This is a genomic window from Chitinophaga sp. CC14, assembly GCF_048957795.1.
Taxonomy (GTDB): Bacteria; Bacteroidota; Bacteroidia; order Chitinophagales; family Chitinophagaceae; genus Chitinophaga; species Chitinophaga ginsengisegetis.
Map to the genome: position 1 here is coordinate 644,781 of NZ_JARBFY010000003.1, position 23,600 is coordinate 668,380.

Genomic DNA, 23,600 nt, shown 5'->3' on the forward strand with positions numbered 1-23,600 from the left:
CGGAAATAATATTTTATAAAGACAGGGCCCGCTTATTGAGCGGGCCCTGTCTTTATAATTAAATTCCTCCTCAAAATAAAATCTCCCCAAACGCTAGGATACTATCATAAATTATTTTAGTTTCAATCTTGTTATTTTGCTTAAACGTGTAAGCAAAATCAGGGGATCCACGGAGAAACGATGAAAAACGAAGTATTAAACCAGCAGAGCCATAGTTGATTTTATTGTAAAGCGCAGCACCGGCGGCACTTGCCGGCTGTTTTAAATTTGAAACCCACATGAAAAAAAGTAACAACCGGCGTTTTTTTCTGAAAAATATTGCTGTTGCCTACCTGGGCGCTGCAACCATCCCTGCTATCGCATTGGCGGCAAAGGAAGAAACGCCTGCGCCGGGGGAAAAGAAGGCGCCGGGCGACCGTCGTTTTAATGAAGCCTACAACGGAAAGTATAATAACCGTATAGCCTTCCCCGTTGGAGGAATAGGCGCCGGCATGTTTTGCCTGGAAGGTACGGGCGCTATTTCGCATATGTCGGTGCACCATAATCCCGAAATGTTTTACGAGCCGGCTATGTTTGCCGCTATCAGTATTAAAGGCGTTCCCAACGGGGCGAGGGTACTGGAAGGAAGTGTGCCCAACTGGAAGAAGTTCGGGCAACGTGATGCCGGGTTAGGCGGTACCGGCGGCGCTACCTGGGGGCTGCCGCGTTTTAACGAAGCCACTTTTAACGCGCGTTTCCCATTTGCGGATATCCGTCTCCGTGATAACGCATTGCCCCTGCAGGTGAGTATAAAAGGCTGGAGCCCTTTTACACCGGGCGATGAAGATCATGCCAGTATGCCCTTTGGCGCACTGGAATACCAGTTTACGAATACCGGTACTAAACCGGAAGAATATATTTTTTCCTATCATGCCCGCAACTTTATGCGGCAGGGAGATAAAGGGAATAGTGTAACGGCCATGCCGCAGGGATTTGTTTTATCACAGGAAGCAATTCCCGATGCGCCGGAAAAGAAAGGAGCATTCGCCATCTTTACCACCGAGTCTTCCACTATTGTGGATCATTGCTGGTTCCGCGGCGCGTGGTTTGATCCCTTAACGATGGTATGGAATACTGTAAAAGCAGGCGAAACACGGGATGCAGCACCAGTGGAGAAAGACGCGCCGGGCGGATCTTTGTATGTGCCCTTCCGTTTGCAACCCGGAGAAAAAAAGGTGATCCGGCTTATGATGACCTGGTATGTACCGGATTCCAAACTGCATATAGGTGATAGTCCGGATGGTGGTACTCCCGCCACAGGTAAGTATTACAAGCCCTGGTACAGCAGCCGGTTTAAAGATATTACAGAAGCAGCCGCTTACTGGTCCGGCCACTATGATGAACTATACCGGCAAACATCTCTTTTTACAAATACTTTTTATAAAAGCACCCTGCCACCGGAAGTACTGGAAGCAGTAGCCGCCAACCTCACCATCTTAAAATCCGCTACGGTGATGCGGCAATACGATGGCCGCTTCTGGTGCTGGGAAGGTTCAGGTGATAACTGGGGAAGTTGCCATGGTACCTGTACGCATGTATGGAACTATGCACAGGCAGTGCCACACCTGTTTCCTGCGCTGGAAAGAAGTTTACGCCATACAGAGTTTCATGAAAATCAGAATACGGAAGGACACCAGGGTTTCCGGGCCAATATCCCCATTTCGCCACTGGTACATAACTTCCATTCAGCCGCCGATGGCCAGCTGGGCGGCATTATGAAAATGTACCGCGACTGGCGTATCAGCGGGGATCACGACTGGCTGAAGAAAATGTTCCCCCTGGTGAAAGTGAGCATGGACTATTGTATCCGCACCTGGGATCCGAAAAGAAAAGGCATTGTGGAAGAACCCCACCATAATACCTACGACATTGAATTCTGGGGGCCCACCGGTATGTGTACCAGCTTCTACCTCGGCGCACTCACGGCATTCACCGCAATGGGCGGCGCGCTTGGTGAAGATGTGAGCGCCTATCAATCGCTTTACGCAAAAGGAAAGCAATACCTGGAAACGGAGTTGTACAACGGTGAATATTTTATACAACAAATAAAATGGACCGACCTGCAGGCGCCCGACCCTGTAAAAGCGCAATCGTTCAGTACACAATATTCACCGGAAGCACTGGCACTGCTGAAAAAGGAAGGACCAAAATACCAATACGGCACGGGATGTCTCTCCGATGGCGTACTGGGCTCCTGGATTGCCCGCGTATGCGGCCTGCCGGAACCCGTTGATACTGCCAAAACAAAAAGTCACTTACTGGCGGTACATAAATACAATCTTAAAAAAGATTTGCAGCAACACGAAAACCCGCAACGCTCTACCTATGCACTGGGGCATGAAGGCGGACTGCTGCTATGCTCCTGGCCCAAAGGAGGGATGTTGTCGCTCCCGTTTGTATACAGCAATGAAGTATGGACCGGTATCGAATACCAGGTGGCCTCCCACCTGATGTTCCAGGGTGAAGTGGAAAAAGGGCTTGATATTGTACGTACCTGCCGTGAGCGGTATGATGGTACAGTCAGGAATCCTTTCAATGAATATGAATGCGGCCATTGGTACGCCCGCGCCATGTCGAGCTACGGATTATTGCAGGGACTTACCGGTGTACGGTATGATGCTGTGGATAAAGCCATTCACATCGATTCAAAGATCGGCGATTTCAGCAGCTTCCTGGCCACGGACAAGGGCTTTGGTACTGTGAGCTGGAAGAAGGGAGTACCGTCCTTAACGGTGGCCTATGGTACTATTCCGGCTGTACACGCCATAGTGGGAGGCAAAACGATTCCATTGGCTTAAATGAAAACAGATGAACATTTACCGCTGCCTGGTTTTTAGCATAATCGTTACCGTTAGCACTGCCGCTGCGCAGCAACCCGCGGAGCCGCAATGGATCCAACCCGATAATACCGCTGCACCGCCGCTGTGGGGAATCCGCAACGGCATTGTGATCGGGTTGTGGCCTGCAGCTATAGAAGGCCCGCGACCCGGCAATGATGGCGGTCCCAGAGGACTGCTCCGCATCGGTTACGAATGGAAGGGCATCATTTATCATCTCAACTATATTGCTATAGAGCCGGTGGTGAATGGCAAAATAGAGTTTAGTGAAATATCGCCTTCACGGGCAGACGGGAAGTGGGGGAAGTTGATGTGGACCGGCGAAACCATTGAGTCTGGCCGCTTTACAGCCACTGCCGGCACCCGCGGCGTGCTCTCACATCCCGATGCGCAGCATCCGGAATACACCACACTCAGCTTTTACGTTTTCATGGAAACATTTGAAAACGGCGCCCGTCCTTATCTCCGCCTGAGCATCAGCAGCCAGCAGCCGGAAGAGCTATGCATAGAAGCATTTGATCAGCCCGGCGGCACGCCAATGGAGCGCTGCGGCATCACTGCTACAATGGGCAACTACGCGCGACTGAGGAAATTATACCTGAAAGATAAAATCGTGTATGCGAAAACGTTATATGACGGGTATGATGGCACCGGCTTTATAGAAAAAGCGCCTTACCCGTTGCCGCAAATGCTGCGCAATAAAAGCGGCGATTACCTGGTGATGGCGCAGCCCGATGAATCACTGAAGGAGCTGGCCGCCTGGCCGGAAGATGAGCAACATGCCGCCCGCTGGGGCTGGCGGTATCGTCCCTTTTATACACTTACGCAATACTGGCGCAAAGAAGCCCGTGAGGCCGATAGCTCGCTGCAGGTCAGGGTAAACGGGCGGGCGAAATACTGGAGCGGTGGAAGCACCGATCCAAACGCATACATAAATATACCCGGTGGCCCATCTTTCGAAAACTTTGAACTACGGGAAAAATATAATGCCGGTCAGAAAATATATTTTGGTCTTACCCGTAAAACTACTGCGGAACTGCTTGCACAGTAACCGGCGCTGCACGTCTTAACGCATAATAACCTACTACCGCAAAACAGATCAACGGTACTGTATATGCCAATTGCACATTGCTGTAGAAGCTCACTGCGCCCAATGCCAGTGGTATCAAGGCACCGCCTACTATGGACATTACCAGGAAAGCAGAGGCAGATTTGGTTTCATTGCCAAGATCGCGGATAGCCAGTGAAAAAATAGTAGGGAACATGATAGACATAAAAAATTCCACGGCCAGTAAAAAGTAAACGCCCGTTCTACCGCCAACGGCTACACTATAACACAGCAATAATACACAAGCGATACTGTACAGCAACAGCAATCGTTGCGGCGCTATTTTCCGCATGAACAAAGTACCTGCATACCTGCCTGTCATAAAGCAAAGCAGCAACAGCCCTAAATACGTGGTGGCCTCTTTCTCTTTCATATGCCCGCTGTAACCGGCGTAACGGATAAAGAAACTGGAGATGCAGACCTGTGCACCTACATATGCGAACTGTGCAATCACACCCCAGCGGAAATGAACGTGTCTGAATACACGAAGATTAATACTCAGTCCGCCGCTGTGCTCTTCCTGTATTTTAGGAAAGCGCACTAACCGGAATAATAATGCCGTGAGCAGCAATACGCCTGCAATGGCGAGGTAAGGAACCTGCACAGAACGCGCTTCCGTGAGCAGGTATTGGTTCAAAGCCTCTGGCGACATGCTGCTGCTCTCCGCCGCGCTGAGTTCTTTCCCTGAAAGGATCACTTTACTCAGGAAGAAAGCCGCTACAAAGGCGCCCAGGCCATTAAATGCCTGTGCAAAATTGAGTCGCTGTACCGCCGTTTCCGGCGTACCCATAATGGTGATATATGGATTGGCAGCGGTTTCCAGGAACGTCATACCGGCTGCTACAAGGAACAGGGCAAAAAGAAATAATCCGAAGGAACGCAGCTCTGCGGCAGGAAAAAACAGGATAGCGCCTGCTGCTGCAATAAGCAAACCCGTGATGATACCGGTTTTATAACTCCACTTGCGCATCACCCAGGCTGCCGGCAACGCAAAAAAGAAATAGCTGATCCAGTAGGCAGCGTCAATAAAAGCCGACTGGAAATCATTCAGCTGACAGGCTTTCCGCAGATGCGGTATCAGCACAGGAATAAGATTACCGGTGAGCGCCCATAAAAAGAAGAGGCTGATAATAAGTACAGTGGCAAGTTTCAGCTGGCGCGATGTAGAAGACGCGGGCGCTGTTTGTTTGACGGCTGCAGTGGAATTCATAAGGATATTTTTTAATTATAAGCGGTAAGTCTGTACTTCATTCACCAGCTGTCCGATATGATCTATACTAATTTCTACCCGGTCGTTGTCCTGTAACGTGAAACTATTGTCCGGTACGAGGCAGGTGCCGGTCATAAGGAAACAACCATCCGGGAAAGCACAGCCACGGTATAAAAAGTCCACCAGCTCCTGGTGACTGCGTTTCATCTGGCTGATAGGCACGCTATCGGAATACTGTACTTCATTGTTCCTGTAAATGGACATGCGGATGAGCGTATCCGGAGGAATAGGTTTATCGGGCACCATCAGGCAGGGACCAAGCCCGGCGCATTTCTCGTATACTTTTGCCTGCGGCAGATATAAAGGGTTTTCCCCTTCAATGCTGCGCGAACTCATGTCGTTGCCTATGGAATAACCTTCAATAGTGCCTTTGCTGCTGATAAACAAAGTAAGCTCCGGTTCCGGCACATCCCAGGAGGAATCTTCGCGGATGTACACCGTTTGTCCATGACCGGATACGCGGTGTGGCGTAGCTTTGAAGAATAACTCCGGGCGTTCGGCTACATATACCTTATCATAAAAAGTGGCGCCGCCGGATACTTCTGACTCTTCCATGCGGGCGGTACGGCTCCGGTAGTAAGTAACGCCGGCTGCCCATACTTCCTGTGAACCGATAGGTGGCTGCAGCGATGTTGCCAGTATTTTTTCGGCAGCAGATTTTTCGATGGGTGATAATCCTTTCAGATCCTCCACCACACGCTGGTACAAGCCTTCCCTGTTTACGAATTCATTCCAGCCGGCAATAATGGTGTAGTATTGTTCCTGGTAGGCGATGAGTAAAGTGGTAGTGGTTTTATAAATGCGGATACTATTCATTTGGAATTATTTGTTGGTAAGAAAATGTTGTACGTCTTCCAGTGGGAGCTGCCACAGTTGCATGGCCAGTGCCTGTAATGCTTTACGGTCGCCTTCAAAGTGCAGCGTGGTTTGCCGGTAACGGAGCGATTCGCCTGCTTTCAGTGCGCGCGCATCGGAAGAGGATTCTACTTCATAGAAGGGACCCATTTGTGTGCCGTCGGCAAGTGGCCCATCATTGTAGCAATTCACCGCATCGCCTTTGAAAGGTTCTTTCTGCAATTCCCATTTTGAATTTACATATTGGCCCTGTGGTACTACGTCATAGAGTAGTACGGTGAGCGTGTTGTTTTCAAGGTCAATACTACCCGCACCTTTTTTAGCTACGAGCGGGGAGAGGCCCAGTTTGCCGCGCGACTTTCCATCTGCACGGAATAGCAGCAGGCTGTCTTTTAACTGTAAATTCTGCGCTGGTATCTTTCCAAAATAATCATCTGTAATATGTTGTTTAGCATCAGGCCCTGGTCTGAAAGGCGCTACAATAGCCGTTTGATCAGATGGTTTAAACATGCCTAACAGCCAGATACTTAACAACCCGTTTTCCTCCTGCCAGCTGCTGTCGCCTTTGTTGGTAATGGTGTTATCTGTTTCATAGGCCACGCTGCTGATACCAGCGGGTAGTGTAAAGCCAATACTGGAAACAATGTCCGCCTTGTTCAACAGGCGGATGGTTCTGTTGATCTGCAAGTGAAAAGCACTGCCTTTATAGTTTTGAATTGTTCCGTCCTGCTGATAGGTGATACTGTTCTCTGATTGTGCAGTTACTGCATAATGTGCGGTATCTATCAGGCCGGGTGTTTGCCAGTTGGCAAAGTCGAAAGGTTTTCCCGGGGGAAAGAAGAGTGCATACTGTCCGCCTTCCGGTCCCAGCCAGAAACGTTCTTCGCCGCCAAAGGCATTGATGTGCGGTGCGTATTGCTGTGATGACACCAGGTTGTAATTGATCCAGCCAAAACTCTTTCCTTTATCGCCGCCGGTAGTGCTGGTCATTACACGCGCCTGGTAGTCGCCGGTAACCACCAGCCGGCCACTGTCACTGCCATTTTTCAATACCACTACATTCTTCAGATGTTGCTGTAAAAAGGTTACATCTTCACCAAAATTTGAAGGCTTCATATTGTTGGGTTCTTTCGTTGGTCCGGCACCGTTACAGCCAAAAAGCGCTGCAGCAATACAACCGGAGAGAAGGATAGATTTCATAACGATGGCATTTTAGCGTGATAGAAAATGAACTATAATGATACACCTCTTTTCCAGGGAATAAAATCATCCTGTCCGAATACCTGTGCTTTTGTCTGGTAGTTGCCGCTGGCAGTGTCTATCACCATTTCCATGATACGCGCAGCCACTTCGTCAATGGTTTCTTCTCCGTTGATGATGGTGCCGGTATCAAGGTCAATGATATCATGCATTTTGCGGGCGAGTATAGTGTTGGTAGATAGTTTAACGACCGGTGTAACAGGGTTGCCGGTAGGCGTGCCGAGGCCAGTGGTAAACAGTACAATGTTTGCGCCTGCTCCCACCTCCGCTGTAGTAGATTCCACATCGCTGCCGGGTGTGCATAGCAGGGCAAGACCCGGACGTTGCACCCATCCGGGATAATCTATTACATCTGTTACAGGAGAGGAGCCGCCTTTTTTCGCAGCCCCTGCCGATTTGATAGCGTCCGTGATCAGCCCGTCGCGGATATTACCGGCAGAAGGGTTGGAGTCGAAGCCAGAGCCTACAGCTTCCGCTCTGCTGGCGTAATCACGCATCAGCTGCACATAGCGTGCAGCCATGTCCGTAGTAACGCAGCGATCGCTCAGTTCCTGTTCCACACCGCATAGTTCCGGGAATTCCGATAGGATCACCGAACCGCCCAAGGCTACCAGGATATCGGCCACTTTGCCTACCGCCGGATTGGCAGAGATGCCGGAGAACCCGTCGGAGCCGCCGCATTCCATGCCGATACATAATTTGCTGAGTGGTGCGGGTTGCCGCTGCCAGTTGTTGGCCTGTGTTAGTCCTTCAAAGGTTTGTTGCAGCGCCTGCGTCATCAGTTCTTTTTCGGAACCTACCTGTTGCTGTTCGAGATAGATAACGGTTCTGTCGAAGCCCGGCGAGCGTTTTTCAATTTCTTCTTTAAGAATGCTGATCTGTGCGTTCTGGCATCCGAGGCTCAGCACCGTAGCGCCGGCCACATTTGGATGGGTGATGTAGCCCGCCAGTAATCCGCAGAGTGTACGTGCATCGTCTTTGGTGCCGCCGCAGCCCATGGTGTGCGTGAGCAGTTTAATGCCATCAATGTTGGGGAAGGTACGGGTGGGCAGCGTAAGCGTGGCCGTAGCGGCGGAATGATCCTGCCGGAAGTCCCGCAGCAATTGTTGCAGCATGGATTCATAGGGAGAGGGTTCCCGGTAGCCCAGTTCTTTTACCAGCATTTCATGCAGCAGCTGTACGTTGCGGTTTTCGCAGAACACCAGCGGAATAATTACCCAGTAATTACCGGTGCCTACGCGGCCATCTTTGCGGGGATAGCCCATAAAGGTGCGGTTTTTCCAGGGAGATGTATCCGGCGGTGTCCATTCAGCGTGGCGCTCGCCGCTCACACTGAACTGGCCGGAGGCATGGCGTATATTCCGGGTGGTGATGAGTTCACCGGCAGCAAGATCTTCGTTGGCCAGTCCTACCAGTACGCCGTACATGATAATGGGTGCATCTTTCGGGATGCTGCCCGCTGCTATTTTATGCTTGGCGGCAATATCACGTATAGCCGTTACTGTTTGTGCTCCATTGCTCACTGCTGTGCCGGCGGGGATGTTTTGCAATGCTACCCAAACGTTGTCCCCGGGATGGATTTGTAATATGCTTTGTTTCATCGTTGCTTGAATAAGATAAATTTATACCAGTGCCCTGTCGAGGTGTACATAGCCACCATCTACATGAATGAGTTGCCCGGTGGTATGGCTCGATTTCCCCGACAGGAGGAAGGCCGTCATTTGGGCAATTTCTTCGGGAGTGGTCATGCGTTTTTCGAAGGGGATGCGTTCCACAATGCTGGCCAGTTTGGCTGCTTTATCGGGGAAGGTATTGATCCAGCTTTCATATAAAGGCGTCCACGATTCGGCTACCACGATGGCGTTTACGCGGATGCTGAAAGGCAGCAGTTCCACGGCCCATTCACGGGTAAGCGCATTGCGGCCGCCGTTAGCAGCAGCATAGGCGGAAGTGTTACCCTGACCGGTTTCTGCGGTTTTGGAAGTGATGTTTACGATAGCGCCCTTTGATGTTTTCAGAAACGGAAGCGCGTGATGCGCCATCAGGTAATAATGTACGAGGTTGCGGTGCAATGATTGCATAAACGCTTCGTAGCTGCCTTTTTCCAGTCCTACGCCATCGTTGATACCTGCGTTATTAACAAGTCCGTCTATCCGCCCGAATTCCGCGGCTACTGTGGCCACGGCTTTTTCGCAGGCCAGCGGATCGGTCAGTTCTGCTACTGTCTGTGCGCCATTGCCACCTGCTTCACGGATACGTTCCAGCTGCAGGAGGTTATCAGCTTCACTTCTGCCGATGATAACCGGAATGGCGCCTTCCTGTGCCAGTACTGCGCTGATAGCGGCGCCAATGCCTTTGGCGCCGCCGGTTACGATGATGATCTTATCTTTTAAACCCAGGTCCATACGTAATATTTAGAGGGAGTTTTTTGAAATGTCGCCATTCACCTGTCGCCATATCTTCATAGGATTTTCATCCTGTAGTTCCGGTGGCAGCAGGTAAGCGGGGAAGTCCTGGTAACATACGGGGCGGCAGAAGCGGTAGATCGCTGCGGTGCCTACGGACGTGCCGGCGGCAGGAGTGGTAGCCGGCCAGGGGCCGCCATGTACCATCGCATGACTAACGGCTACGCCTGTAGGAAAACCATTGATGATGATCCTGCCTGCTTTCTCCCGTAAGATATCTATTAAAGCTGCGTGTTGCTGCAATTCTTCTTCAGTACCATGAATGGTGGCGGTGAGTTGTCCTTCCAGCCGCCGGGCCACTGTGTATATTTCTTCTATGCTGCCGGCGTGGATGTGCAGGGAAGAGGGGCCAAACACTTCATGACAGAGGGCCGGGTTTTCAAGCACCTGCGCGGCTGTAACCTGCAGCAGGCTGGGAGTGGCCTGTTGATCAGCAGGAGTGGCTTCACCCAGTACTTCTACGCCCTGCTCACGCAGGGTGGCAATACCGTTATTATACGCGGCTAATATGCCGGGTGTGAGCATATAGCCGTTTGGCAATGTGCCTACGCCCTGCCGGAGCGCGTTGATAAATGCATCCGTGTCATTACCTGCTGCGGTGATAAACAAACCGGGATTGGTACAAAACTGCCCGGTGCCCAGGGTAACAGATTGCAGGAATTGTGTGGCCAGCGCGGTTCCTTTCTCCCGAAGTATTCCCGGAAGAAAAAACACGGGATTTACGCTGCCCATTTCCGCAAATACAGGAATAGGCACCGCTCTTCGTGTAGCCGTGTCATATAGTGCCTTGCCTCCTTTAAAGGAGCCGGTAAAAGCAATGGCAGATACCAGCGGATGCGCCGCCAGGTATTGTCCCGTTTCATGGGAGGTGCCATGTACCAGGGAGAATACGCCATCGGGCATATTGGTGCGCAGCACTGCTTTGCGTATAGCCGTAGCCGTTAAATGCGAGGTATGCGGATGTGCGGGATGCGCTTTGAACACCACGGTACAGCCGGCAGCCAGTGCAGCGGTGGTATCGCCGCCGGCTACGGAAAATGCCAGTGGGAAGTTGCTGGCGCCGAATATACCGGTAACGCCTATGGGAATCTGCATTTGCCGCAAGTCCGGAGTGGGGGTGGTGATCCGCGCGTTTACCCAGGAGCCTTCCGTGATGGTAGCGGCAAACAGCCGCAGCTGTCCTGTAGTACGGTCTCTTTCTCCCTGTAGTCTCGGCAGTGGAAGTCCGCTCTCCGCAGAAGCTACATTGATTAATTCATCTCCCAGGGAAATTATTTCCTCCGCAATTGCCTGCAGGAAAGCGGCTCTTTGCTGCGGGGTTGTTTTTTTATAAACCGTAAAAGCCTGTGCGGCTAAATTTAAAGCCGAATCAATTTCGCCGGTGGTGGCTTCCCTGAATTCCTGCGGCAGCCATTGCTGCTGCAGGGGAGCGAATGCCCGGAAGGTATGGTCGCCTTCACCGGAAAAGTTATTGCCGATCATCTGCAATCCTGTCAACGAAGTTCTGTTCATCTTCCTGGTATTTTTATGATTAGTTTACTTCCAGCTCATTCATGGCCGGCAGTTTCGGGAACGGTGCATGTGGTTCACGCTGGTACCAGTATACTACGCTGCTGATATCCGATTGTTGCGGAAGATAGCGTCCGCCGCTGCGCCAGCCGAGGTCCTGGATGGTGATCTTCAGTTCTTTTTCAAAACGTATGGGGTCCATAATGTGCCAGCGGTACAATCCAAACCGTTGCTGGGATTTATACAATCCGTCGGGGCGTATCACCTGTGATAGTCCGGAGTATGGTGTGCAAAATTCCTGGTAACGTCCTTTGGTGTCGAAGTTGTAGGAACCGCAGAAGTAATCTTCTGTACCGGTGCCGCAAATAGTTGGATACTGTTTATCGCCGTCCATAAAGAATTTTATTTCTCCTTCGCCCCACCAGCCGTTGTTGTTAACGCCCCAGGCGATGTAGGTGCCTACGTACTGGCCTTTTCCTTTCACGCCGTCGATCATGGTAAAGCTGGCGTCTTTCACGGGATTATTGCGGCGGAACTGTGCATGGAAATAACCGGCATCTTCAGGTACATTGGTGAGGGTGTAATCTACCTGATAGTATAAGGTCATTCTTTCTGTGTTGATATTTTCCATTGTGATGCGGCACTTCTTACGGAAGGGCATGGCCCAGTAGCAGTTGAAGGCGCTGCCTGGATTTACGCATACTGCCAGTGAGTTGAGCGGTGCATATTCGCCCCAGCCCATCCCAAAGAAATCGCCTACGGGCACTTCTACGGAAGGCGTGGTTTCATCGTCCCAGTAAAAACGGATGATAGAGTAGCGCCAGTTGCCGGTGGGTGTCATCCAGATGTGCTGGATGGCGCCGGGGCCGGTAATTTCTGCCAGGGTAACGGTTTTGCCGGGTTCGATATGAATATATGGATTTACTTTCCAGCCCTGGCCCAGCTCTCTCGCAGCGCCGCGGGCGTTGCCCTGGTCGAGTGTGGCCATGCCGCCTTTGCCGGGTTCGCCGGTGAAGTTTTCCGGGCTGATAGAACGGGTTTTTGCATCAGACAAACGATAGAGGTTCCCCATGTTCATCTCCAGGCCATTAAAAGGTTGCTGGGCGCTGGTGGCCGTCCACGTGAAGACTGCAATAAAAGACAGGAGCAATAATTTTTTCATCATACGTGAATATTAAAAGATTAGGTTTCTACGGGTTTCTGCTGAATATAGCTTTATCGTTTAAGCAAGCTGATAAATTTTAAAAGATCACTTTCATACGTGGTCGTACATTACCGGCTGCCACAGGATTTCCTCACCACCAGCGTAGTGTCAATACAAATAGCCGTGGTGGCAGTAGTATCGTCCAGGATTTGTTCCAGCAGCACACGCACCGCGGCCTTTCCTATTTCAAGGATCGGCTGTCTTACAAACGTTACCGGCGCATAAAACAAATCCAGCGCTTCTCCTTCATCAAATGTAATCACCGCCAGATCATCGGGTATGCGTATCCCCAGTGTATTAATATATTTCAGTCCCTCTATGGCCAGGCTGTTAGTGGCAAAAAAGATAGCATCTGCCGGGTGTTTTCCTTTCAGCAGCTCATCAATAGCCAGCCGGATATCTTCTTTTAAATGTGAGTATCTCGCCTTCTTCAGTAAACTGTTTGTTGCCTTTATACCATGTTGTTGTAAAGCATCCTGGTAGCCGCCTATCCTTTCACTGATATGATGCAGCGTGGTTTTATACGCCACCATACCGATGCGCTTCCTGCCCGCCTTAATAAGATGCGATACCGCGCCAGCTGCGGACTCCCGGTTATTAACGGCAATGTAACTGGCAGCAATCTCCGGGAAGAACCGGTCGATCAGCACAAAAGGAATCTTCTGCTCCTGCAATTGCCGGATCTGTTGCTCCGATCCTTCGGTAGGCGTGATAATAAGGCCGTCTACCTGCCGGTTTACGAGTACATTGATCAGGTCCTGCGACTTATCCACGTTTTCGTCGGAGCTGCCAAAAATCACGTTATAATTATGCTTTTTGGCCTCGTCTTCAATTGTACGGGCAATATTGGCAAAGAAAGGATTGGAGATATCCGCTACGATCAGGCCAATGGTAAAAGACCGGCCACTTTTAAGACTGCGTGCAATATGATTGGGCTGGTAATTCAGCTTCCGCGCAATTTCACGGATCTTCTTCGCCATCTCTTCCCCGATCCTGGCCTTCTTGTCTTTGTTGGTCAGCACATAAGATACCAGTGCAGTGGATACACCTGCTTCGGTAGCGATATCTTTCAGCGAGACTTTCTTCATCTTTTAAAAATATGCTTAAACGTTTAAGTTTGCAAGCTTTTGGGAAGATTTTTTTTTGAGAGAAGAAGTTTTTTTGTGCAGAAGAAGGATAGTGGCGGAATACAGCCAGTCATTTGTATATTTACCTGCAATGGTCTATTTTTAAGGGCATGATACAGCTGGAAACATTTACTGCCGCGGATTTTGATCGTTTTATATCGTGGGTTGACAATGAAGAAGCATTGATACAGTTTGCAGGCCCGTTGTTTACTTACCCGTTAACCCACGGGCAATTAACCGCCTACCTGGAACAAACAAAAAAGAAACCTTTTAAAATCCGGTTACTGGAAACGGACCAGGTGATTGGTCATTGTGAACTGAATTTCGAGAAAGAAATGCCCCGGTTGTCGCGTATCCTGATAGGCGAAAAGAGCATGCGTAATAAAGGATTGGGGAAACTGGTGGTGAAAGAGATGGTTAATGAATTATTCAGCACTACGGAACATACGGCCGTTGACCTGAATGTGTTCGACTGGAATCACAACGCCATTGCGTGTTATACACAGCTGGGATTCCGGATTAACCCGGATATGGCCAGTACTACAGTGGTGGGCGGAAAAATATGGCATACGCATAATATGGTGTTACAGAAAGCCGACTGGCAGATGCTGTAATATTTCCTACTTTAGCAGTTGGGCCGGCATGTGCCGCCACCCGTAAACAGAAGCCGATCAGCATGGAAAAATCAGCATTTACTTCACCCGGTTTGGTGAATGAAAATCTCGAAAAACTTGCCGCCCTCTTCCCGGATTGTGTTGTAGAAAGTGCTAACGGTAAAGTCATCGATTTTGATTTGCTGAAGCAGGAAATCGGCCATGCCGCAGTGGAAGGGCCCAGGGAAAGATACCGCCTGGAATGGCCCGGGAAGCGTGCTTCCATTGCCGCCGCTAACCTGCCCGCCACACAGGTGCTGCGCCCGGTAGAAACGGATTCCCTGCACTTTGAGGAAACAGCGAACAGCTATATCGAAGGAGATAATCTCGAAGTATTGAAATTGCTGCAGCAAAGCCATCTTCATAAAATAAAAATGATCTACATTGATCCGCCCTACAACACCGGGCGAAACTTTGTATACCGCGATAATTTTACACAAAACAATGGAAACACGCTGAACGGCGCGCAGGATGAACAGCCGGAAGCACACGCCAACTGGCTTTCTATGATGTATCCGCGGCTGAAGCTGGCCGCTGCTTTGCTGCGCGAAGACGGGATCATCTTTATTTCTATCGACGACAGGGAGCTGCCAAATCTCCGCAGGATCTGTGATGAAATTTTTGGAGAGATAAATTTTGTGAGTTGCCTGCCACGTATCACTAAAAAAGCCGGTAAGTCAACTAACATGATCGCCAAAAATAACGATTATGTATTGTGCTACCGTAAGTCGCCCTACGCCCGCTTTAACGCCTGTACATTTGAGGCACAGGGATATGTCCACTCCGATGAATATGAACCGGAAAGAGGTAAGTATAAATTGAATCAAACGCTGGACTACAGCTCCATCCAGTATTCGGCCTCCCTGGATTATGAAATTGAGATAGAAGGACAGGTGTTAAGACCCGGAAACGCCACCCGGGAAGAGATGTTGAAGCGGCAGCAGCGTAATCCCCAAAGCGATTTTTGCTGGAGATGGAGCAAAGCGTTGTTTGAATTTGGATTAAAGAATGGGTTTGTAGTGTTGAAGCAATCGAGGCACGGCTATCGCATTTATACTAAAACATACGAGAGAGCTACTATTTCCAAAGCAGGCAGCGGATATGCGGTGGAAATGAAAGAAAGAACCAAAGCCTTCACCAGCCTTGATTTTATCGATAACCGGTTCTCGAATGATAATGCCAAGAAAGACATGGGCAGATTGTTCGGGGAGAAAATATTTGAATATTCAAAACCAGTATCACTGATCAGTGAACTGATTGCCCTGGCTACCTCCGCAGATGATATTGTACTTGATTTCTTTTCGGGATCTGCCACCACAGCGCATGCGGTATATTCACTGGCGGCGCACACCGGTGTACAGCGGAAGTTTATCCTGGTGCAGGAGCCTCAGCCTACCGCTGAAGACAGCGACGCTTTTCACGCCGGCTACAAAAATATTTGTGAGATAGGGAAGGAGCGGATCCGGAGAGCCGGCAAAGCAATAAAAGAGGAAACCGGCGCCAGTTTCGACGATGGTTTCCGTGTATATAAGTTGGAAAATCCGGATCGGTAGTTATTTGGAAAGAATATAAAATATTTCCGTTGGAGAAATCCGCTGCCACTTATTCACCGGGTGATACTTAATATTCCAGGAGAATATTTTAGACAGGTATTTATCTATAAAAAGATAAAAGGGATATTCATAAATAGGTTTTGCCAGCAGTTTCTCTGTTTTCCTGACAAGGAAGGAAGTCATGGTGAAAAAGTGATTTTTCTTTACGACTTTGAATCCTATCTCCGGAATATTTTTCCGGAAATATTCATAAGGAATACCTCTTTCCCATTTGGTAAGTCCCTGCCTCGTTTCGCGCCAGTCGCCCATACTATTCACCGGTTCCTTCAGCAGTAAATGCCCGCCCGGCTCCAGGCAGCGGTACATTTCCCTGAGCACATTTTTTACGTTTGGAATATGATGAAGCGTATCGAAGCAAACGATCAGGTCGAAATAGTTATCAGGAAAATCTATTTTACCATCTACATTCGGTTTTTTGTAAGTTACTTTCACCTGCCCGATGGTATCGGACACCAGGTTATCGGAGGGTTCTAAAATATAGAGACTTTCTATTTGCGAACTGATAGGTTTAAATTCATGACCAAAAGCAGAGCCGATGCCCAGTACTCTTTTAAATTTTTTTTCCGGAAGATATTTGAATCCAAAAAGCTGGTTAACCCGGTGATAGCCGTAATGATAATCCTTATACCCGGATACAAGCCCCGCGTAGCCCTCTTTTTCATCATCGTACCATTGCCTGATTTCATCCAGGGTAAAATCATCCCCATGCAACACCTCCCCGGAAAAATATTTCTCCATAAATTCATTTATTTAGAACAAGATATAAAAAAAATCATATAAATACCTAAAAGCTACCGCCAAAATAGTGCCTGTTAAAGCGGCGTGATCAGTACTTCCGCCGTTTGTTTCTTTATTCCGTTATATTTGATGTAGTATGTCCAATTGCTGCCATTCCATTTGTTATAAGGTATATTATCACACTTAAAACTTAAAAAGATGGAAGAATTTATGCTGATTTTCAGACACGAAGATGGCACCAAAGTAGCCTCCCCGGAGCAAATCCAGGTTTGGATGAAACAAACGATGGACTGGATCGGGGGCATTGCCGCACAAAACAAATTCGTGGAAGGTAATGGGTTGCCTTTTGCCGACAGCAGGGTGGTACATCATAACAACGTGGTCACCAACGGGCCTTTCGGCGAAATAAAAGAAACCATTGGCGGGTACATTATTGTAAAAGCGGAATCGGTAGAGGAAGCGGTGGAGTTTGCAAAAGGAAGCCCGGTGTTACAGGGAGATGGTAATACCGTGGAAGTAAGGAAGGTGGACCGTCACTAAAAACTATACAGGCCCCTGTGCAACAGGGGCTGTTTTCATGTATGGCACAAGCTGAATTAATACCACATCTGTTCCGTACAGAGTTCCGGAAAATAACGGCGGTGCTCTGCAAGGTTTTTGGCATCGAACACCTGGAAGTTGCTGAAGACATTGCCAGTGAAACTTTTTTGTCGGCGATGGAAACCTGGACCTATAAAGGAATTCCGGAGAATCCAACGGCCTGGCTATACCTGGTGGCAAAAAATAAAGCAAAGAATTATTTTCAGCGGAATCACCTGTTTGCGGCAAAAATTGCCAGCCAGGTAAAATATACTGCTTCCGGTAGTGAAGAACCAGACATCGACCTGTCTGATAAAAATATCACCGACAGCCAGTTGCAGATGATCTTCGCCATCTGCCACCCCGGCATTTCAAAAGAGGCGCAGATAGGGCTTGCACTCCGTATCCTGTGCGGGTTTGGGATTACAGAAATTGCCAACGCTTTTTTAACCAATAAGGAAATTATTAATAAACGTTTATTCCGGGCGAAAGAAAAACTGCGGGAAGAAAAAGTACAGATGGAATTTCCGGGGGAAACAGAAATCAAAAAGCGCCTGGATACCGTACTCACCACCCTGTACCTGCTTTTCAACGAAGGATATTATTCTGAAAGCCAGGATGTGGTATTGCGGGAGGACTTTTGCCTGGAAGCCATGCGGCTCACTTACCTGTTGCTGGAAAATCCTTCCACCAATACACCGGAGGTAAATGCGTTGTTTGCCCTGATGTGTTTTCATGCATCGCGGTTTGAGGCGCGGCGGAATGAGAATGGTGAAATTATCCTGTACCAGGACCAGGATGAATCGCGCTGGAATGAAACGCTGATCGCCAAAGGCGCATGGTTCCTGCATGAAGCTTCCGGCGGGGAAAAGCTTTCCCGGTATCATCTTGAAGCTACCATCGCTTACTGGAATACACAGAAGCAGGATACACCGGAAAAATGGGAGAGTATCCTGCAACTGTATAACCGTTTGCTGCAGATCTGCTATTCGCCGGTGGCGGCATTGAACAGAACGTATGCATTAGCAAAAGCCAATGGAAAGGAGGTTGCCATCGCAGAAGCAGAAAAGCTGCAGCTCACGGATAATCATTATTACTTTGTGTTGCTGGGAGAATTGTATACAGATATTGATAATACCCGCGCCGTTACCCATCTTCAAAAAGCTTTATTACTCGCTAAAACGGAAGCGGATAAACGAACTATTCAAAGGAAAATGGCCCGGCTGGAGGCGAGGTAAGCCGGCTCAGGAAAAGTTCTGCGATATTTGTTCCAGGTATGTTTCAATAGGCACGGAATTTCTCAGCGCCATCAGGCCGTTGCCGGAGTTACCGATAACCGTCCGGAATTTATTGCTTTTCCTGGTGGCAAGGTCGAAGAGTACTTTTACAATATCCAGTGTATCATCTTTCAGGCTCCTGTCCGCTGTTTCAAACAGGTGTTTCAGTTTGCGGGTAAGATCGTCGTACACTGTGATGTCGGGGTTTACATTCCAGACAATATTGTTGATAAAATTGTTGTCCGTAGAACCGCCCTGCTCAATTAACCGCAACTCTATATTAAGTGGTTTCAGCTCATAGTACAGTCCTTCTGTAAGCCCCTCCAGCGCGAACTTCGACATGTTATACAACGATCCCAGCGGTACGGCTGTAGTAAGGCCCATAAAGGAGCTCACATTGATAAACATACCACCGCCGTTGTTACGGAAGTGCGGCAGAAATGCACGGATAATATTAATGGGCCCGCGCGTATTTACGGCAAACTGCCAGTCGATATCCGCTTCCTTTGCCAGCTCCAGCGCGCCATAGGCGCCCATGCCGGCGTTGTTAATCACCACATCAATTTTTCCGAATGCATTGATGGCATCCTGTGTGGCCTGCTGCACTTCAGCAAGATTGGTAACATCCAGTCGGAATATTTTGATGTTGGAATATTTTGTCAGATCTGTTTCCTTTTCCGGGCTGCGCATAGTGGCCGCTACGTTCCAGCCCTGTTCTGCAAAATAACGGGCGCTGGCCTTACCTAGTCCTGAACTGGTGCCGGTAATAAAAATAGTTTTGTTCATGATGCAATTATTTATGACACAAAACTATCGGTAAATTGGTATAACTTTGTTACCAGTATCACAGAGTATACCAAAAAAGGATAGTATGGAAAAAGTCATCCAGCCAAGAAATCAACAGGCAGAGTTAAAAGCATTACAGGATACAATTTATGTAGTAGGCGGTAAATGGACCTTACCTATTATTAACTCCATTTGCAATGGCAATAGGCGTTTCAGGGAAATAGAACGCAGCATACCTGGTATCACTACGCGCATGCTTTCCCGCGCATTGAAGGAGCTGGAACTAAATAACCTGGTAGTGCGTACCGTATATGACGAATCGCCGGCGTTGGTGGAGTACACCTCCAATGATTATTGCAAAACATTAGGACCGGTTATCCAGGCTATGATTAATTGGGGGCAACAGCATAAAAATAAGATCCGGTCAAAAAAGTAATGTAATGTGGCGCAATCAGCTGCCGATACGCAGCGCTTTTGAAAATGCGCTTGTAATGGCGGCGTTATCCCTTCTCAGGATCGTTGCATTCACCATCATACGCGAAGCGCCGTAAGGTTGCGGCTGACCTACAATTATCCCTTTCTCATCACGGAGCCATTTAGCCGTTTTTACGGTATCTATCTGTTTATCAAAATGCAGGTCGAAGATATTGGTACCTCTTTCCCGTGCAGCTATTTTGATGCCGCCAATGTTATTCAGTTCTTTAAAGAGTGATTGCGCCTTCCTGATGGATTCCTGTAATACACTGTCGATGTTTTGCAGGTGATGCAGCGCCATAGCGGCATTCCCCCAGTTGGTGAAAATGCCGCCGCCGTGTACTTTCAACAGGTGAGGCATTTTATCGATCACTTTCTTTTCACCGCACAGGATAGCACCGCCCTGTGCGCCGAGGTACTTATAAAGACAGAGATATACCGTATCAAAGTTTTTCGTATAGTCGATCACTTTATTCCCGGTGAATGCGGCGGATATATGCAGCCGTGCGCCATCCAGGTGTGTTTTTATGCCTTGTTCCCGGCAATAGGCAGTGATAGCGGTAATATCTTCCAAAGGAAAAAAAGTATTGGTAAATCTTCTCACCGGCGTTTCTATGGATAGCGCGCCTACCGGGGCTTCAAACGCTTCCTCTGCTTTATGCCAGCTGATGGCCTGCTTCAGTTCATCTAACGTAAAAGTGGCCTGTTCTTTTCCCAGCGGGATCAGTCTTTTGTTAAACACCGTTTGTGCAGCGTCGGCCTCATCACGGTACACGTGGCTGCTTTCCTGTACTATCACCTTCGGATTATCGCCGGAAAGCACCTGCAATGCCAGCTGGTTGGCCAGTGTACCGGATGGCATATATATCGCTGCTTCCTTGCCGGTTATCTCGCAGCATTTGTCCAGCAGCTCTTTCAGCGTACCATCGGTGCCGTAAAAATCCCTGGTGATAGGATGTTGTTGCTGGATAAGTTGAAGTTGTTGTATATAATCTGCCGGCCTGTAAAAAATACCGTCGTTGATAAAATAGATCCTTTCACTGTCTTTGTCGGGATCCATGTTGTCATGATGGGGCGTAGCTCTGGATACCAACGGGAAAGCGCCTGCTAATGCGCTGAGGGAGGCTGCTTTAAGGAAATTTCTGCGTTGAATATGGGCCATAGACAGTATGTTTTTACAGGGAGATGTTTACCTGTTTATCCGGTAAATATAACAAACGCGGCACCTTACTTTTCATTGTGCAGTATTGCTTTTTATATGCTTTCTGCAGGAATACCTGTTGTATTCATATATTTTCAGGCAAAGAAAGACGCCGGCAACAATATTACCGGACTGGTTGTTAAAACAAAAGAGAAACATCATACGATCATGAAAAATATCCTGCTTTTTCTATTGTGCTTACCGCTTTTTACTTTCGCCCAGCGGGAGAAACTGTTGTATGGTTACGCTTATGGCATGATCCACGACGGCAGCGGCGGTGGCGGGGTGACTGCTAATGTGGAGTTGCTGAATCATATCATTAGTGTTGGGCCTGGCGTGGAGCTTACTTCTTACAATGACCATACGCTGATCCCGGTATTTGCGGATGTGAAGATCAAACACCGTTTCGGGAGCATCGATCCCTACATCACCGGGCAGTTCGGGCGGAATGGCTATAATGTAACCCGTACTGCGGAGGTTCCGTCAGGCGCAGGGCAGGAGTCGGTTACTTTCAACGAGTCGGGTAAATACTTCTATGGAGCGGGCGCCGGTGTTGCCTGGCACTTTAATAAGATAGGCGTGTTCGCTTCTTATATTTATCGCGGATACAAATACCGGTACCCCGACAGGATAGCGGAAGAAGATCACAGCGTTGTGTTCGGCGAAAAATCTGTAAATGCAAATGTGTTTGTCGTAGGCATTGTATTTTGAAGCAGGTGCTGGCTGCCCCAGTTAAAAATTACCGGCTTAAAATATCGGAAAGCTGTTGTTGCTTGATCTTCTCAATTTGCCGCCTGTGCCGGAGTATGTGAACAATGGCGTGTTCGGCCATTTGTTCTATATCGTATACCTGTCCCCAGCCGGCCTTTATTTTCAACGCGTTATCCATTTGTTCCAATTCATCATCTTTAAATGCTTCAAATACTTTTTCTGTGAAGATGAAAACATTGGTCAGGTCTTCCAGGTAGGCGTTTGTGGTAAGATGAAATGTTTTGGCGGGCCGCGTCAGCTGGGGGCCCCGGAGGTTGTGAATGCTGGTGGCATAGCCATAGCCGGAGTTGACTACATGCGACAATATGGTTTGAACCGACCGGCAGTTTTCGTCAGCCGTATGTGGATCGGTGATGATGGTGAGTGCGTGATCGGGTATGGTGCTGATCACTTCTTTCAAGTCTGAAATGGCTTTTTCATATTCATCAAGCAATGCACCGATGGCGCCCTGTCTGAAAGGTTTTGTCATATTTATCATGATGGTCTTGTCAAAAGTAGGATATTCACCTGATACTGGTGAAAAAAGCTACATTTACGAATGTGGCTTTTTTGTGCCGACAGGCCATAAATTCCAGAAAAACTTTCCCGAAAATGTGATTTTTCTGTCATTGGTGCGAATAATTAAGAAATAGCATTCAACGAATGAATTCAACTGATCTGTTTCTTGCTGTTCTACAAACAAATAAGGGTATTATTTATAAGATTGCCCAATCTTACTGCCAGGATGCAGAAGAGAGGAAAGATCTTGTCCAGGAAATCATTACCCAGTTATGGCGGTCATTTGGCAGCTATACCGGCCAGGTTAAGTATTCTACCTGGATCTATCGTATTGCGTTGAATGTGGCTATTTCATTTTATCGTAAGGGAACCCGTCGCAAACAGGCTTCCAGTCCCTTGTCTGAAGATATCCTGCATATCGTGGATACCAATGTCAAAGACGAAACAGCAGAAAATATTGGTTTTCTGCAGCGCTTTATTGCCGAGCTGAAAGAGCTGGATAAGGCACTGATGCTGCTCTATCTCGAAGAAAAAAGTTACCGGGAGATAGGGGAGATCATGGGGCTGTCGGAAACCAATGTAGCTACTAAAATCGCAAGGATCAAGGGCATCTTAAAACAAAAGTTTTCGTCCATCAAAACGTAACAAAAATGGAAGACAAAGAAATGATTCATCTCTGGAAAACGTATGACAAAAAATTGGAAGAAACCCTGTTGTTTAACAAGGAAGTGGCTGCAGATATTACCCGGATAAAGGTGCAGCACTTTATTGCTTCAATGAAGCCCATAAAGATGTTTACCATCATTGTGGGGATTTTATGGGTCGCCTTTGTGGACACGCTGATCATTAATTTTTTTCACGTTGCCAGCCTTTTTTTCCTGGTTTCAGCAGGGATCCAGGTGTTGCTGACACAAGTGGCCATTGTTATCTATCTGTACCAGTTGATCTTATTGCACCAGTTGGATATTGATGAGCCGGTACTGGCTGCACAGGAAAAATTATCCCGGCTGAAGGCATCCACGCTTTGGGTGGCACGGTTGCTTTTCCTGCAATTGCCGGTGTGGACTACCTTTTACCTTACGAAGGATATGTTGTTGCATGGCAATACGGTACTTGTATTGATCCAGGTATTGGTAACGGCCGCCTTCACCTATCCTGCTGTATGGCTGTTTCTTAATATCCGGTATGAGAACCGGGAAAAGAAATGGTTCCGCTTAATTTTTAAAGGAAAAGAATGGGACCCGATTATAAAATCGATGGACTTGCTGAGGCAAGTGAGAGAGTATAGAAGTGCCGGATGACGGTAGCTTACCGGTAAGGCCGGTCCACAAAGCTT

The 23,600-nt window shown here is 48.4% G+C and carries 22 protein-coding genes; 10 read left to right on the forward strand and 12 right to left on the reverse strand.

Annotation, left to right across the window (positions count from 1 at the left end; translation table 11 throughout):
- Positions 1-278: 278 nt before the first annotated feature.
- Entirely contained in the window at positions 279-2,837 is a 2,559-nt protein-coding gene (locus tag PV783_RS12645) for a GH116 family glycosyl hydrolase (RefSeq protein WP_420988222.1), read from the forward strand.
- Positions 2,838-2,847: 10 nt separating this feature from the next.
- Positions 2,848-3,927, forward strand: a complete 1,080-nt coding sequence (locus PV783_RS12650) for a hypothetical protein (RefSeq protein ID WP_420988223.1) — start codon at positions 2,848-2,850, stop codon at positions 3,925-3,927.
- Here PV783_RS12650 and fucP read toward each other — a convergent pair.
- The 8 genes from fucP to PV783_RS12690 form a co-directional block, all read right to left on the reverse strand.
- Entirely contained in the window at positions 3,902-5,194 is a 1,293-nt protein-coding gene (fucP, locus tag PV783_RS12655; protein WP_420988224.1) for an L-fucose:H+ symporter permease, read from the reverse strand. The genes PV783_RS12650 and fucP overlap by 26 nt on opposite strands.
- A gap of 15 nt (positions 5,195-5,209) precedes the next feature.
- A complete protein-coding gene (locus tag PV783_RS12660; protein ID WP_111580126.1) occupies positions 5,210-6,070 on the reverse strand; it encodes a fumarylacetoacetate hydrolase family protein in 861 nt (286 codons plus the stop codon).
- A gap of 6 nt (positions 6,071-6,076) precedes the next feature.
- Complete coding sequence (locus tag PV783_RS12665; protein ID WP_420988225.1) at positions 6,077-7,309, reverse strand: DUF6786 family protein; 1,233 nt, start codon at positions 7,307-7,309, stop codon at positions 6,077-6,079.
- A gap of 32 nt (positions 7,310-7,341) precedes the next feature.
- The gene (locus tag PV783_RS12670; RefSeq protein WP_420988226.1) at positions 7,342-8,970 is read right to left on the reverse strand and encodes a UxaA family hydrolase; all 1,629 of its coding nucleotides are present in this window, start codon (positions 8,968-8,970) and stop codon (positions 7,342-7,344) included.
- A 21-nt stretch (positions 8,971-8,991) separates the two neighbouring features.
- Complete coding sequence (locus PV783_RS12675; protein ID WP_420988227.1) at positions 8,992-9,774, reverse strand: SDR family oxidoreductase; 783 nt, start codon at positions 9,772-9,774, stop codon at positions 8,992-8,994.
- A gap of 9 nt (positions 9,775-9,783) precedes the next feature.
- The gene (locus tag PV783_RS12680; protein ID WP_420988228.1) at positions 9,784-11,346 is read right to left on the reverse strand and encodes an aldehyde dehydrogenase (NADP(+)); all 1,563 of its coding nucleotides are present in this window, start codon (positions 11,344-11,346) and stop codon (positions 9,784-9,786) included.
- Positions 11,347-11,365: 19 nt separating this feature from the next.
- Positions 11,366-12,508, reverse strand: coding sequence for a glycoside hydrolase family 172 protein (locus PV783_RS12685; RefSeq protein WP_420988229.1), 1,143 nt, complete (start codon positions 12,506-12,508; stop codon positions 11,366-11,368).
- 107 nt (positions 12,509-12,615) lie between these two features.
- Positions 12,616-13,635: a LacI family DNA-binding transcriptional regulator gene (locus tag PV783_RS12690; protein WP_420988230.1), complete on the reverse strand. Its 1,020-nt coding sequence runs from the start codon at positions 13,633-13,635 to the stop codon at positions 12,616-12,618.
- Positions 13,636-13,784: 149 nt separating this feature from the next.
- On the opposite strand from PV783_RS12690, the gene PV783_RS12695 reads away from it, so the two are divergent.
- A complete protein-coding gene (locus PV783_RS12695) occupies positions 13,785-14,288 on the forward strand; it encodes a GNAT family N-acetyltransferase (RefSeq protein WP_420988231.1) in 504 nt (167 codons plus the stop codon).
- A gap of 62 nt (positions 14,289-14,350) precedes the next feature.
- The gene (locus PV783_RS12700) at positions 14,351-15,880 is read left to right on the forward strand and encodes a site-specific DNA-methyltransferase (protein WP_420988232.1); all 1,530 of its coding nucleotides are present in this window, start codon (positions 14,351-14,353) and stop codon (positions 15,878-15,880) included.
- On the opposite strand, the gene PV783_RS12705 is transcribed toward PV783_RS12700, so the two are convergent.
- The gene (locus PV783_RS12705) at positions 15,881-16,678 is read right to left on the reverse strand and encodes a class I SAM-dependent methyltransferase (protein ID WP_079468435.1); all 798 of its coding nucleotides are present in this window, start codon (positions 16,676-16,678) and stop codon (positions 15,881-15,883) included.
- 198 nt (positions 16,679-16,876) lie between these two features.
- Between PV783_RS12705 and PV783_RS12710 the strand changes: the two genes are divergently transcribed.
- Both PV783_RS12710 and PV783_RS12715 read left to right on the forward strand, forming a co-directional pair.
- Complete coding sequence (locus PV783_RS12710; protein WP_079468434.1) at positions 16,877-17,218, forward strand: YciI family protein; 342 nt, start codon at positions 16,877-16,879, stop codon at positions 17,216-17,218.
- A 41-nt stretch (positions 17,219-17,259) separates the two neighbouring features.
- Entirely contained in the window at positions 17,260-18,495 is a 1,236-nt protein-coding gene (locus tag PV783_RS12715) for an RNA polymerase sigma factor (protein WP_420988233.1), read from the forward strand.
- Between the two features lie 6 nt (positions 18,496-18,501).
- Here PV783_RS12715 and PV783_RS12720 read toward each other — a convergent pair whose 3' ends face one another.
- Positions 18,502-19,320: an SDR family oxidoreductase gene (locus tag PV783_RS12720; protein WP_420988234.1), complete on the reverse strand. Its 819-nt coding sequence runs from the start codon at positions 19,318-19,320 to the stop codon at positions 18,502-18,504.
- Between the two features lie 85 nt (positions 19,321-19,405).
- Here PV783_RS12720 and PV783_RS12725 point away from each other — a divergent pair, with 85 nt between their 5' ends.
- Positions 19,406-19,756: a winged helix-turn-helix transcriptional regulator gene (locus PV783_RS12725; RefSeq protein ID WP_079468431.1), complete on the forward strand. Its 351-nt coding sequence runs from the start codon at positions 19,406-19,408 to the stop codon at positions 19,754-19,756.
- Between the two features lie 15 nt (positions 19,757-19,771).
- Here the strand turns inward: PV783_RS12725 and PV783_RS12730 are convergent, their stop codons facing one another.
- Complete coding sequence (locus tag PV783_RS12730) at positions 19,772-20,956, reverse strand: threonine aldolase family protein (RefSeq protein WP_420988235.1); 1,185 nt, start codon at positions 20,954-20,956, stop codon at positions 19,772-19,774.
- A 96-nt stretch (positions 20,957-21,052) separates the two neighbouring features.
- Here PV783_RS12730 and PV783_RS12735 point away from each other — a divergent pair, with 96 nt between their 5' ends.
- Positions 21,053-21,706 (forward strand): hypothetical protein, encoded by a 654-nt coding sequence (locus tag PV783_RS12735; protein ID WP_420988236.1) that lies wholly within the window; start codon positions 21,053-21,055, stop codon positions 21,704-21,706.
- A gap of 28 nt (positions 21,707-21,734) precedes the next feature.
- On the opposite strand, the gene PV783_RS12740 is transcribed toward PV783_RS12735, so the two are convergent.
- The gene (locus tag PV783_RS12740) at positions 21,735-22,235 is read right to left on the reverse strand and encodes a DinB family protein (RefSeq protein ID WP_363434380.1); all 501 of its coding nucleotides are present in this window, start codon (positions 22,233-22,235) and stop codon (positions 21,735-21,737) included.
- 173 nt (positions 22,236-22,408) lie between these two features.
- On the opposite strand from PV783_RS12740, the gene PV783_RS12745 reads away from it, so the two are divergent.
- The gene (locus tag PV783_RS12745; RefSeq protein WP_079468427.1) at positions 22,409-22,909 is read left to right on the forward strand and encodes an RNA polymerase sigma factor; all 501 of its coding nucleotides are present in this window, start codon (positions 22,409-22,411) and stop codon (positions 22,907-22,909) included.
- A 5-nt stretch (positions 22,910-22,914) separates the two neighbouring features.
- Positions 22,915-23,565: a hypothetical protein gene (locus tag PV783_RS12750; protein WP_363434386.1), complete on the forward strand. Its 651-nt coding sequence runs from the start codon at positions 22,915-22,917 to the stop codon at positions 23,563-23,565.
- Positions 23,566-23,600 lie beyond the last annotated feature (35 nt).